The sequence below is a fragment of the Arthrobacter sp. 05T423 genome, assembly GCF_056396245.1.
In genome coordinates this window covers 1-12,224 of record NZ_JBFTLC010000056.1, presented here as the reverse complement: position 1 = coordinate 12,224, position 12,224 = coordinate 1, and the positions used below count along the sequence as shown (strand labels likewise).

At 65.5% G+C, this 12,224-nt stretch carries 11 protein-coding genes and 1 pseudogene; 2 read left to right on the top strand and 10 right to left on the bottom strand.

The window, feature by feature from the left end; genetic code table 11:
- On the top strand, window positions 1-231 hold a 231-nt coding region (locus tag AC1DFE_RS23300), incomplete at its 5' end, for an SRPBCC family protein (protein WP_476906388.1).
- 45 nt (window positions 232-276) lie between these two features.
- Here AC1DFE_RS23300 and AC1DFE_RS23295 read toward each other — a convergent pair.
- The 8 genes from AC1DFE_RS23295 to purU form a co-directional block, all read right to left on the bottom strand.
- The gene (locus tag AC1DFE_RS23295) at window positions 277-1,083 is read right to left on the bottom strand and encodes an IclR family transcriptional regulator (RefSeq protein WP_476908210.1); all 807 of its coding nucleotides are present in this window, start codon (window positions 1,081-1,083) and stop codon (window positions 277-279) included.
- Between the two features lie 118 nt (window positions 1,084-1,201).
- A complete protein-coding gene (locus AC1DFE_RS23290) occupies window positions 1,202-2,464 on the bottom strand; it encodes a molybdopterin molybdotransferase MoeA (RefSeq protein WP_476908209.1) in 1,263 nt (420 codons plus the stop codon).
- Window positions 2,465-2,710: 246 nt separating this feature from the next.
- Window positions 2,711-5,077, bottom strand: a complete 2,367-nt coding sequence (locus AC1DFE_RS23285; RefSeq protein ID WP_476908208.1) for an FdhF/YdeP family oxidoreductase — start codon at window positions 5,075-5,077, stop codon at window positions 2,711-2,713.
- A 46-nt stretch (window positions 5,078-5,123) separates the two neighbouring features.
- Window positions 5,124-5,357: a hypothetical protein gene (locus AC1DFE_RS23280; RefSeq protein ID WP_476908207.1), complete on the bottom strand. Its 234-nt coding sequence runs from the start codon at window positions 5,355-5,357 to the stop codon at window positions 5,124-5,126.
- Window positions 5,358-5,368: 11 nt separating this feature from the next.
- A complete protein-coding gene (locus tag AC1DFE_RS23275; RefSeq protein ID WP_476908206.1) occupies window positions 5,369-6,247 on the bottom strand; it encodes a bifunctional 5,10-methylenetetrahydrofolate dehydrogenase/5,10-methenyltetrahydrofolate cyclohydrolase in 879 nt (292 codons plus the stop codon).
- Window positions 6,244-6,870, bottom strand: coding sequence for a cyclodeaminase/cyclohydrolase family protein (locus AC1DFE_RS23270; protein ID WP_476908205.1), 627 nt, complete (start codon window positions 6,868-6,870; stop codon window positions 6,244-6,246). The genes AC1DFE_RS23275 and AC1DFE_RS23270 overlap by 4 nt, the downstream gene beginning before the upstream one ends.
- Before the next feature lie 110 nt (window positions 6,871-6,980).
- Entirely contained in the window at window positions 6,981-9,473 is a 2,493-nt protein-coding gene (locus AC1DFE_RS23265; RefSeq protein WP_476908204.1) for a GcvT family protein, read from the bottom strand.
- A gap of 55 nt (window positions 9,474-9,528) precedes the next feature.
- Window positions 9,529-10,443, bottom strand: a complete 915-nt coding sequence (gene purU, locus AC1DFE_RS23260; RefSeq protein WP_476908203.1) for a formyltetrahydrofolate deformylase — start codon at window positions 10,441-10,443, stop codon at window positions 9,529-9,531.
- Between the two features lie 121 nt (window positions 10,444-10,564).
- Here purU and AC1DFE_RS23255 point away from each other — a divergent pair, with 121 nt between their 5' ends.
- On the top strand, window positions 10,565-11,245 hold the full coding sequence (locus AC1DFE_RS23255) for a GntR family transcriptional regulator (RefSeq protein ID WP_476908202.1): 681 nt from the start codon (window positions 10,565-10,567) through the stop codon (window positions 11,243-11,245).
- A gap of 81 nt (window positions 11,246-11,326) precedes the next feature.
- Here the strand turns inward: AC1DFE_RS23255 and AC1DFE_RS23250 are convergent.
- Window positions 11,327-11,578 (bottom strand): annotated as a pseudogene (locus tag AC1DFE_RS23250) (MFS transporter); the annotation flags it as partial.
- Between the two features lie 220 nt (window positions 11,579-11,798).
- The coding region (locus AC1DFE_RS23245) for an MBL fold metallo-hydrolase (protein ID WP_476908201.1) at window positions 11,799-12,224 on the bottom strand (426 nt) is incomplete at its 5' end.

The window sequence follows — 12,224 nt, the reverse complement described above, 5'->3', positions numbered from 1 at the left end:
GACTTCGACGCGTGCGAACGCTGCCAGCCGGGCATGGGCTCCAAGTCCTACGCCAAGGGCGGCGTGCTGGTTCCGAGCGAGCACCACATCGGCGCGTTCCACGACTGGATCCACGAACTGGTCGGCGACGTCCCGCCCACAGGAGAAGCGCTCCTGGGCATCAACGAGAATACCCCGCCACTGGAGGAACGCGCCGAAACCCTCCAACGCAAAGAAACCCCCGCAACCTAAGGCACCGCAAACAGCCACCGATGACCCCGGACCCTCGCTCCGGGGTCATCGGTGCGTGTAGCCCATCTTTCCGCTGATGCTCAGGCCGGCCTCCTGGAGGCCTTTGATCAGGCCTGGCGTGTTTTCCGGGTCGAAGCGGAAGGCGGGGCCGGAGATGCTGACGGCCCCGATGACCGTCCCGAAGTGGTTGTAGACCGGCACGGCAACCGCAGTCAGTCCGATCTCGAATTCCTCGTGGACAACGGCATAACCGTCGTGGGAGACGTCGAGGAGCTGCTTCTCCAAGGTATCCCGGTCCGTGATAGTCCGGGGGGTGCGGGCCGGAAGGCCCACCGTCTTGAGGATCCGGGACCGCTCTTCGACCGGCAGCGCTGCCAACAGCACTTTGCCGCTGGACGTGGCATGGAGGGGCGTGAGGCTGCCTACCCAGTCGGAGGTGGCCAGCGTCGACGGGCCCATGGCCTGGTCCACGTTCACCGCGTAGTTGGAACGCAGAACAGCGAGATTGACGGTTTCCTTGTATTGGTCTGCGAGGCTCTCCAGGATGGGGCGTGCCTCGTGCACCATGCTCAGCCGGCCAGGAATGGAGCTGGCCAGGCGCAGGATGCCGAAGCCCAGCTGATACTTGCCGCGGTCGGTGTTCTGCCGCACGATTTCGCGGGACACCAGTGATCCGAGCAGCCTCGAGGCGGTGGACTTGTGGACCCCCATTTCGTCGGCGATGTCGCTGACGCCTGCGTGTCCGTCCCGGGCCAGGATCTCCAGGATCTGGAGGGCGCGGTCCACAGACTGGACGCCTCCGCCCTGGGCGTCCGGATCCCGATCAGTCACTGGTTCGTCTCTTGCAGCCATCAGAGGTGCTCCCTTTTGTCGCCGTGACCAGAGGTCAGGCTTTGCGCCATCCCGCCTGCCTCACACGTCCGATCCTGGACTGCGGCCGATGCGCACCGTCATTTACCGAACACAACGTCTACATTCCGGACGCAGGAACCCAGGGGAGCGCAAATGCCGGAACCGGCTCGCCCAGCTGAACGCCGCGGGACGGAACCACCATGACGCCGTCGGCCGTGGCCAGTCCGCGCATCATTCCGGGGCCGGTGTAGTGGGCAGGAGTCGCCAGGCCGTTGACCCAGCGAAACGGCATCAGCCGTGTGGTCGCGGGGTGGGCGTCGATCATGGTGCCGCACGGCACCCGGCTAATGCCGGCCAGCGGCTGGTGGCCGAGTCCGGCCAGCAGCGGGCCGCCAACGGTGAACAGGGCCATCAGGGCGGCCAGCGGGTTGCCGGGAAGTCCGACGACGAAGCGGCCGTTTGGCAGTTTGCCCAAGGCAGTGGGGTGGCCCGGCCGCATCGCGATGCCGTCGATGAGGAGCCGTCCGCCGAGCGCGGCCACGGCGTTGCGGAAGTGGTCAGCGCCAGAGCGCCCTGTGCCGCCGGTGGTCACGACGACCTCGGGCCATTGCCCCATCGGCGCTTCGGAGGCGCCGAGCGCCATGAGCCATTCCTCGTAAGAGTCCCCGATCCGGACCAGTGGCCCCGGGACGCCGCCAAGCATTTGGATGACTGTGCTGAGCTGGGGCCCGAAGGCATCCCTGACCTGCCCCGGTGCCGGAATCCTGGCCGTGACCACCTCCGATCCGGTGACCACCATCTTGACCAGCGGCTTGCCGCGCACTTCCAGCTGGTCGAAGCCGGCAACGGCAGCCAGGGCGATATGCGCAGGGTTCAGGGCTGTACCGGCGGGGATCAGCAGCTCGCCGGCTGCCGCTTCCTCGCCCGACCTGCGGATGTGCTGGCCCGCGCGGGGTTCACCGGGGGAAGCCGCGTCACCCAGCAGGAGTATGGCCTGGCTGCCTGCGCCGGTGGCAAGCCGCCCGCTCTCGACACGGAGCACCGCCTGTGTGCCCGAAGGGATGACGCCACCTGTGACCACGGGGCTGGCCTCTCCGCTGCGGAGGGGCTTTCCGGGGTCTGTCAGTATCCACGGGCCGTCACCGCTTACAGTCCAGCCGTCCATGGCGGACGAGGCGTAGTGGGGCATCTCCTGCACCGCGACGAGGTCCGCCGCCAGGGTTCTTCCGTGCGCCTCCGCAAGGGGGACGCGCTCTGGTCCAAGGGGGCTGGCGCAGTCGAAGGCCAGACGGCGTGCTTCCGCCCAGGTGTGCTCGCCGTGAGCGGGACGCCCGCCGTCCTTGCGCGGACTGCCGGCGGTTTGAAGGGCTTGGGCTGCCACTGGCGGTCCCCTCGTTGGATGGTTGCGGAGCGGGCGGGGCGCTGCGCGCGCAGCGGCGCACGTCCTGGATTCCCGCCGCTCCTGTTCGTTTCCCGAAAGCGGTGCTTCGGCGCTTACCTCCCCAGGTATTCAGGCTACCGAAACACCGTTTACGGGAAACGAAACGGTTTACGCCCGTGGCAGTGCGGGCCTGGACGCCGCGCTGCTGGCGGCACCCTGATATTCCAAATATATCGTAAAGATATATCAGGGCGGAAGGGTTGCAAGCACCTGATTTTCCTCTGCCTTGGCCCCTGCCGGTTCAAGCCGCACAACGACCGACTTCGACGTCGGCGTCCCGCTGGTGTCAGCCACGGAGTCCAGTGGTACCAGCACGTTGGTTTCCGGGTAGTACGCGGCTGCGCAGCCCTTAGGCGTTGAGTAGCTCACGATCCGGAAGCTTTCCGCCCGGCGTTCCGTACCCCGGAACTCTGAGACCAGGTCCACCAGGTCGCCGTCGGCATAACCGAGCTCGGCGATGTCTGCCTCGTTGACCAACACAACGCGCCGGCCTCCGTGGATTCCGCGGTACCGGTCGTCCTTTCCATAGATCGTGGTGTTGTACTGGTCGTGGGAACGCAGGGTCTGCAGGATCAGCCGTCCGGACGGGGCCCGAAGGTACTCCAGCGCATTCGACGTGAAGTGCGCCTTGCCGGACGGGGTCTTGAACTCCCTGTTGTCCCGTGGCGGGTGCGGCAGAACGAAGCCGCCGGGGTGCTGGATTCTCTCCTCGAAATTCTCGAAGCCGTCGATGACAGCCTCGATGTGCTTCCTGATCAGTGAGTAGTCGTCCCGGAGCGAGAGCCAGTCGGCCACCGGCCTGTTGGGAAGCGGCTGGCCGTCTGCGCCGGTGAACACCTTGTGTGCGAGGTTGCAGACGATTGCCACCTCGGACATCAAATGTTCGCTGGCGGGCTTGAGCCGGCCGCGCGATGCATGAACAGCGCTCATTGAATCCTCCACCGTGACCCTCTGGTCGCCGGACCGCTGGGCATCCCGTTCGGTGCGGCCCAGCGTTGGGAGAATCAGGGCGCGTTGTCCTGTCGACAAGTGCGAGTGGTTCAGTTTCGTCGAGATCTGCACCGTCAGCCCGGTATTGGCCAGGGCCTTCTCGGTGGCATCCGAGTCCGGAGCCGCCCGCACGAAGTTCCCGCCCATGCCCACGAACAGCCGGACCTTGCCGTCCCGCATCGCCCGGATCGCGGCGACGGTATCGTAGCCGTGCGCCCGGGGCGAACGGAACTGGAATTCCTGGTCGAGCCGGTCGTGGAAGCTCCCGGGCATCCGTTCGAAGATGCCCATGGTCCGGTCGCCCTGGACATTGGAGTGTCCGCGGACCGGGCAGACTCCCGCCCCCGGCTTGCCGATGTTGCCCTGCAGCAGCAGGACATTGACGACGTCGCGAAGGGTGGGAACTGAGTGCTTGTGCTGTGTCAGGCCCATCGCCCAGCAGACAATGGTGGAGCCGGAAGCCAGGAGCCGTTCACCGGTGGCGTTGATCTGTTCCATGGTCAGGCCGGTTGCCTCGACGATGTCGTCCCACTGCACCTGTTCCAGCTGGGAAAGGTAGGACTCGAGGCCGACGGTATGGCTCGCGATGAAATCGTGGTCGAAAACCGTGGACAGGCCGGGGGTGTTCCTGCCTGCACGCTCTGCGTCCAGCAGGTATTTCCCGAGGCCCTGGAAGAGTGCCTGGTCGCCGCCGGCCCTGATCTGCAGGAAGTCATCAGTCAGCTGCGTACCCACCAGTGTTCCCGAGATGGTCTGCGGGTTCTCGAAGTGAAGGAGTCCGGCCTCGGGGAGCGGATTGACGGATACGATCGCGGCACCGTTCTTCTTGGCCTTCTCCAGTGCACTGAGCATCCGCGGGTGGTTCGTGCCCGGGTTCTGTCCCGCCACGAAGATGAGACTGGCCGTCTCCAGATCCTTCAGGCTGACAGACCCCTTGCCGATGCCGATGGTCTCCACCAGGGCCGACCCGGAGGACTCGTGGCACATGTTTGAACAGTCCGGCAGATTGTTGGTGCCCACGCCGCGGACGAGCAGCTGGTACACGAACGCCGCCTCGTTCGAGGTCCTCCCGGATGTGTAGAAGACGCTTTGGCCAGGGTCCTCCATGTCCCTGAGTTCCTCGGCGATGAGCTCCAGGGCGGCGTCCCAGTCGATAGGCCGGTAGTGGGTAGCGCCCTCATCCAGGACCATCGGATGGGTTAGCCGTCCCTGCTGTCCCAGCCAGTAGTCGTCGCGTGTTTTCAGGTCCGCAACGGAATGCCTGGCGAAGAACTCGGGACTCACCCGGCGGCGGGTAGCTTCCTCGGCCACGGCCTTGGCGCCGTTCTCGCAGAACTCCGCGGCATTGCGTTTTTCGTGTTCCGGCCAGGCACAGCCCATGCAGTCGAATCCGTCGATCTGGTTGACCGCCATGAGCGTCTGGACGCTGCGCAGCGGGCCCATCTGCTCCAGGGAAATTTTCAGCGCGTTGGCCACGGCGGGGATGCCGACGGCCTTGGTTTTGGGTTTGCTGACAGTCAGCCTTGACTCGTCGATGTTGTGGCGGGGGGCCTTAGAAGCCATGGGCTCGTCCTTCAGATCTTTGCCGTGCAGTAGGGGTGTGCATTGCCTAGGGACCTTCGACTGTGATGATGTCGCCGTTCTCGCGGAAGAACATGCGGCGGCCTCCCCCAAAGGCCCGAACCAGCCAGATGATGCGGCCGTCCTCGGTCAGGTCGTCGATCCAGCCGCTGTGGGGAAGCGTGTACGACTCCAGCACGGTGACGAAATCGCCGGGCATGAGCGCCGTCCAGTCCGCTACGACCTTGGTGCTGGTGGGCTGGGGCGCGGTGCTGCGTGCCATCACTGTCCCGGCTACCGCGTGAGGACTGGCGTCCGGGCTGCGCGCGACTGTCCGCGCGCCGCTTCGGTGGTGTGGAGAAGCAGCAGCGCCGTCGTGACTGAGCCGACGCCGCCAGGGACCGGCGTCAGCGCGGCAGCTACCGGACGGACGCTGGCTTCGTCGACGTCTCCGGCGAGGGAGCCGTCGGAAAGCACGTTGGTGCCCACATCGATGACCACTGAATGTTCCGAAACGTCGGCGCCGGTCAGCAGCCCGGTGCGGCCGGCGGCAACAACTACGACGTCGGCTGTCTTGGTGTACTTCCCGAGCGGCCCGGACTTCGAGTGGCAGACGGTAGTGGTGGCGTCCTTCTGCAGAAGCAGCAGGGATAATGGCTTGCCAACCACGGTTGACCGGCCCACCACTACCACGCTGCGGCCCGCCACCGGAATGTCGAAGTGGTCAAGCATTTCCACAACCGCACGTGCTGTAGCCGGCGCGAAGGCGCGTTCACCGACGGCGAGGAGTCCCAGGCTCACCGGGTTCGCGCCGTCGATGTCCTTTTCCGGGGCGATGTACTTGACCAGTTCCTGGGTCCTGACGCCGGGAGGCAGGGGGGTCTGCAGGATGATGCCGTTGACTGAAGGCTCCGCGCTGAGGTCCTTCAGCACCGCGATGAGCACCTGTTCGGTGGCGTCGCGGCCAACGTCGATGATGCGGCAGCCGATGCCGGCGGTTTCCGCGGCGCGCTCTATGGAGCGCACGTACCAGTGCGTTGAGCTGTCCTCGGTCGCAACCACGACGGCGAGGGTAGGCCCTGGGCCCTCCTCGGCCAGGGCCTTGGCCTGGGCAGCGGCCTGCTGCTGTATCAGTTTGGCGAGGGGCTTGCCGGAAAGCTGGGATGCCGTCATCGGAGGATCCTTTCCCGTACCTGGCGTGCGAGTGAGTCCGCCGCCAGTACGACCTTTTCTTCAAGGCCGTCAGTGTGTTCTGCAAGTGAGGTGCGGGCCTGGGCGTCCTTGATGGCCACCACGTTAATGTCGATGTTGACGCGGGCCGTAGTCGCCGCAGCCCTGGCCGCGTCGGCTGCTGCGGCAATGTCGCTGATGACATTCGGGTTCGCAATATCCAGAAGTTCGGCGGCGAGCTCCACGACGGCGCCTGACAGCTCGATCAGCCGGGCCGGCGGTTCGGCGGCCTGAACAAGTGCGTTGTCGATGGCGGCTGCACGCGCCGCACGCTCGGGGTCGCTGGCGGTGGGCAACTTATAGGAGGCGATCACAGCTTTGAAAGCGGCTTCATCGGCGTCGGCCAGCCCCAGCGTCTCGCCGATGAGCTGGTCGGCGGCGGCAATGATTCTGGCCGTCGTCTCTGCATGCTGCTCGTATTTGTCGCCGGTGCTGAACCGCGCCACCATCGCCACCAGGGCCGCACCCTGCGCCGCATGGAGCGCGGCGGCCGCGCCGCCACCGGGGGTGGGCTTCCGTGCGGCAAGCCTGCCGAGGTAGTCATTAATTGTTTCTGAACCGATCATTTGTCCATTCCTGGGCTGGTAGGGGCTGGAGCGGAAAGGGGGTTGCACGCAGCCCGGCTCCCGTTGCGAGGATGAGCCGGGCCGCGTGCCCCCAGAGGCCCTCGGGCTGTTTAGCCGCGGAGTCTGGTCATTTTCGGGTCGTACAGCGGCTCTTCCGAAACAGTGGCCGTGATACGGCGCCCGAAGTATTCGATTTCGACGGAGTCGCCGAGCGAAACGGTGCCCGGGAGGTAGGCGTAGGCGATCGGCTTGGCCACCGTGTATCCGTACGCGGCGCTGGTCACGTAGCCGACGGCCTGCTCCTTGTAGAACACGGGTTCCTTGCCCAGGACGATGGACCGGCCGTCGTCGATGGTCAGGCACCGCAGCCGGCGCGCGGAGCCTTCTTCGCTCCGGCCTTCGAGCGCGCCCTTGCCGATGAAGCTCTCCTTGGCCATCTTGACGGCGAATCCGAGGCCTGCCTCGAAGGGGTCGTGCTCCGTGGTCATGTCAGTTCCCCAGGAGCGGTAGCCCTTTTCAAGGCGCAGCGAGCTGAACGCCGCCCGGCCGGCCGCGATCACTCCAAGTGGCTGTCCTGCCTGCCACAGCGCATCCCACAGCCGTTGTCCGTTGTCCGCGCTGGTGTACAGCTCCCAGCCGAGTTCGCCCACATAGGACAGCCGCATGGCCGTGACCGGGACCCCGCCGATGACAACGCTCTTGGCCCGGAAGTACTTCAAACCGTCGTTGGTGAAATCATCCTCGCTGACCTTGCCCACCAGGTCGCGGGCCAGCGGACCCCACAGCCCGATGCAGCAGGTGCCGCCCGTGGTGTCACGGACCTGGACCCAGTCGGAAGCGGACCCGCTTTGCGTCTGGTGCCTGGCTGCCCTCGTGAAGTAGGCAGTGTCGATGTTGCCGTTGGCTCCGAGCTGGAAGGTGTCCTCGCTCAGGCGGGCCACCGTGATGTCGCTCCGCACGCCGCCGGCGTGGTCGAGCAGGAGCGTGTAGGTGACCGCACCGGGCTTCTTGTCCAGGTCCGCGGTCGTCAGCTCCTGAAGCAGCTTCAGGGCTCCGGGACCGGACACTTCCAGCCGTTTCAGTGGCGTCATGTCGTACATGGCCACCGCCGTGCGGGTCTTCCACGCTTCGGCTGCGGCGATGGGGGAGCTGAACATGTTGGTCCACGCGTCCCGTGCCGGCGGCAGCCATTCCGCCGGCATCTCCTTGAGGAGGGCGGCGTTTGATTCGAACCAGTACGGCCGCTCCCACCCGCCGGACTCCAGGAAGAAGGCCCCCAGCTCCTTGTGCCGGGCATGGAACGGGCTCACGCGCAGGTTGCGCGGCGAGAGGCGGGGCTGGAGCGGGTGCAGGACGTCGTAGATTTCCACGAAGTTCTGCTGCGAGGTCTCGCTGACGTACCCGGGGGTGAGCTGGACGTCCTCGAAGCGGGTGATGTCACACTCACCCAGGTCGGTTTCGGACTTGCCCGTGGTCAGCAGCTCGGCCATCGCCTTGGCAACGCCTGCTGAGTGGGTGACCCAGACGGCTTCGGCCACAAAGAAACCGTCGAGTTCCTTGGACTCACCCAGGAGCGGTCCGCCGTCGGGGGTGAAGGAGAAGATGCCGTTGAAGCCATCCTCGATTTCGCTCTCCGCCAGTCCGGGAAGAAGCTCCTTCGACGCCTCCCAGGCCGGCAGGAAATCCTCCAGGGTGAAGTCCAGGCGGGACGGCATGTTGTGTTCGCTGACGGTCTCCGGGGCGTAGGTTCCCAGAGCTTCGACGTCGACGGGCATGGGGCGGTGGGCGTAGGAGCCGATGCCGTAGCAGTCGCCGTGCTCCCGGTAGTAGAGGTCCTGGTCCTGGTGGCGCAGGATAGGCAGCGTGGCTCCGTTCGGCAGTTCGTTGCGGCCGCTCAGCTGGGGCACTGGTGTGGTCTTCACGTACTGGTGGGCCAGCGGGAGCAGCGGAACGGACATGCCGATCATGGCACCGATCTTGGCGCCCCAGAAGCCGGCGCACGAGATCACAATGTCGGCCGGGATGATACCCCCGGACGTCTCGACGCCCGTAACCCGCCGTCCGGACTGCTCGATTCCGGTTACGGCCGTGGAGCCAAGGTACTTGACCCCGGCGGCCTCGGTGCGCTTGATCAGCAGCTGAACAGCACGCGCGGCGCTTGCCAGGCCATCACTTGGAACGTGGAGGCCGCCGAGGACGTTCTGCTCGGTCAGGAGCGGGTAGAGCTCCTTGCACTCGGCCGGAGAGATGAGGCGTCCTTCGATCCCCCAGGAAGAGGCGTAGCCCAGCTTCCGTTTCAGGTCGGCGAGACGGGTTTCGGTGGTGGCGACCTCCAGGCCGCCCACCTGGTTGAAGCAGCTCACGCCGTCCTCCGTCAGCGACAGCAGCTTCTCGACTGTGTACTTGGCGAAGGATGCCATGGTCTTGGAGGGATTGGTCTGGAAGACCAGACCCGGGGCATGGGAGGTGGAGCCTCCGGGCATGTTCAGCGGCCCCTGGTCCAGGACGGTGATGTTGTTCCAGCCCCGGGCGACCAGTTCGTCGGCGATGTTCGTCCCGACGATGCCAGCTCCGATGATGACAATTCGTGGCGTGGATGCCATGTGGTTTCTCCTGCTGATTGAGGTTGTGGGCTTCCGCGGTAGGTGCGTGGCTGCTTTAGCGGAAGACGATGGTGCTGGCCTGGTCGATCAGCACGCGGTGTTCGCAGTGCCACCGGACTGCGCGTGACAGGGCCAGTGCCTCCGCGTCCTGGCCAATGGTGGAGAGCGTGGTCGGCCCGAAGCTGTGGTCCACCCGGATGACTTCCTGCTCGATGATCGGGCCCTCGTCAAGGTCGGCCGTGACGTAGTGGGCAGTTGCACCAACCAGCTTGACGCCGCGGGCGTAGGCCTGATGGTACGGGCGCGCGCCCTTGAACCCTGGCAGGAACGAGTGGTGGATGTTGATGGCTCTGCCCTCGAGGGACCGGCACAGGTCATCGGAAAGCACCTGCATGTACCGGGCCAGGACCACGAGGTCGATCCCGTACTCGTCGACCAGCTCCAGCAGGCGCTGCTCGGCCTCCTGCTTGGTGTCCTGGGTTACGGGGATGTGAACGAACGGAAGGCCGGCGGCCTCGGCCATGGCCCGGTGGGTTTCGTGGTTGGAGACCACCAGGGCCAGATCCCCGCCCAGACTGCCGCCACGCCAGCGGAAGATAAGATCGTTGAGGCAGTGCCCGAACTTGGACACCATGACCAGAACGCGCTGCTTGGTCTCGTCGTGGACGTCGAACTTCATGTCAAAGCGTTCCGCGATGGGGCGGAACTCCTCTTCGAGCGTCTGCAGATCGTAGTCGGTCGCTCCCGAGAAGGCCGTGCGCAGGTGCAGGGTCTGGCGGAGGCCGTCGTCGAACTGCTGGTGCTCTTCGATGTTGAATCCGCGCTCGAACAGAAACGTGGTCACTGCCTGAACGATGCCGGCACGTTCGACACACGACAGTGTGAGTACGAACTTACCGGTTTTTGTTTCTCCCGAGGCTGCGGTCTGCGGAGCCGGCCTGGTTCCTGTGGCTGTGTCCACAACGGTCATGTCTAAATCCTTTAGATATATGGTTGATAACCTAATTGATATATCAGCGGTGATGGCCAGCGTATACTGGTGAGCGGATGAGGTCAATAGTCGAATGTTGGCCCATAGGAGAGGCGGAGCGGTGGCGTTTGAAGCTTTGGCGGTGACGGAGGCCGGAGGTTCGAGGTCCCTGGCCGATGTGGCCTATGAACGGATCCGGGACAGCCTGCTCACCCTGGAGATCCGGCCTGGCGATCCGCTGTACGACGAGGGGATTGCTAAGGAGCTCGGCGTCGGCCGCACACCTGTCAGGGAAGCGCTGAAGCGGCTTGAAGTGGACCGGCTCGTGGTGACCTATCCGAGGCGCGGCACCTTCGCGACGCGCGTGGAGGTCACGGACCTCGCGTTCATTTCGGAAATCAGGGCCCAGCTGGAGCCCCTTGCTGCTGCCCGTGCCGCCCGGGTGGCCTCTGCGGCAGCGCGGGAGCGTCTGCGCCTCATTGTGGAGGAAGTGGACTCCTTCGACGTGGACAGCGCTTCAGTGGTGGAGACGTTGCGGCTGGATGCCAGGGTGCACCAGGGCATTTATGCTGCAGCGGCGAACCCGCACCTGGAAGACGTGCTGATCCGCTACGACAATCTCGCAACGCGCATCTGGTGCATGGTGGTGGACCGGCTGCCCAATCTTTCCAGGCATGTGCATGAGCACGTCGACCTGCTTGAAGCAGTGATTGCCGGCGACGAGGCCCGTTCGGCAGAGCTGGCCCGCATTCACGTCGACGGCTTCGAGAAGGCCGTACGGACGGCGCTGTTTGCCGCGTAGGGCTGCCTGAAACGCCCGCATAAAAAATTGTGTCCCCGCCGCTCTTCACGACGGGGACACAATTGTGTGTGGAGTCCGTGGCTACCGCCGCGCGTCCTGGGCAGCGACGAGCTCGTGCGCCTCGGCTTCGGTGTCCACGCTCGGCATGGAGCCCGGCAGGGGCTGGCCCGCCGATTCACGAAGGAAATAGATGGCGATCGCCCCAATGACCGACGTCGCCATCAGGTAGTAGGCGGGGGCCATGTCGTCGCCGGTGGCCTCGATCAGGCCCTGGACAAGAAACGGTGTCGTCCCGCCGAAAATCGCCACCGAGAAGTTGTAGGCGATTCCCATGCTGACGCTCTATCAGCTTCCGCCGCTTTTGACCGGACGCTCTATCAGCTTCCGCCGCTTTTTGAACTGAGGCTCACTGGATTTCGGGGCGGGGGAGGAGGGCATGGCGACGACATCGGCGGCCTGGCATCAGGAGGTGAGTTCTGGTGCGCCGACGGGCGGGTGGTACACGAACGGCCCCCGTGTCCAGGGCGGGGGCCGTTCCGCTGCGTGCTGAGTGTTACTGGGCCGCCTTGGCGAGGGTTTCGCGTTCGGCGGCGATGGTGGTGTTCTCCCCGTGTCCGGTCCTGACGACGGTCTCGGCCGGGAGGGTCAGGAGCCGTTCGCGGATGGAGGCCAGGATGGTGGGGTAGTCGCTGTAGGACCGTCCGGTCGCGCCGGGTCCGCCGTTGAACAGGGTGTCCCCGGTGAATACGGTGTTCTCGGCTTCGAGGTGGAAGCAGGTGGACCCGGGTGAGTGGCCGGGGGTGTGGATGGCCCGCAGCACCGCCCCACCTACCGGGAACTCGTCCCCGTCCGCGATCTCCCGGTCCGGTTTCGTGCCGGGGTAGACCTGTTCCCAGAGGACCTGGTCCGCCGGGTTCATGTGGATCGGGGCGCCGACGGCCTGGGCGAGGTCGCGGGCGGCACCGATGTGGTCGTTGTG

Coding starts and splice junctions, on each gene's coding strand:
- purU (WP_476908203.1), bottom strand. CDS start 10,443: ATGACCGTTGTGGACACAGCCACAGGAACCAGGCCGGCTCCGCAGACC.
- AC1DFE_RS23280 (WP_476908207.1), bottom strand. CDS start 5,357: ATGGCACGCAGCACCGCGCCCCAGCCCACCAGCACCAAGGTCGTAGCG.
- AC1DFE_RS23295 (WP_476908210.1), bottom strand. CDS start 1,083: ATGGCTGCAAGAGACGAACCAGTGACTGATCGGGATCCGGACGCCCAG.
- AC1DFE_RS23285 (WP_476908208.1), bottom strand. CDS start 5,077: ATGGCTTCTAAGGCCCCCCGCCACAACATCGACGAGTCAAGGCTGACT.
- AC1DFE_RS23265 (WP_476908204.1), bottom strand. CDS start 9,473: ATGGCATCCACGCCACGAATTGTCATCATCGGAGCTGGCATCGTCGGG.
- AC1DFE_RS23270 (WP_476908205.1), bottom strand. CDS start 6,870: ATGATCGGTTCAGAAACAATTAATGACTACCTCGGCAGGCTTGCCGCA.
- AC1DFE_RS23275 (WP_476908206.1), bottom strand. CDS start 6,247: ATGACGGCATCCCAGCTTTCCGGCAAGCCCCTCGCCAAACTGATACAG.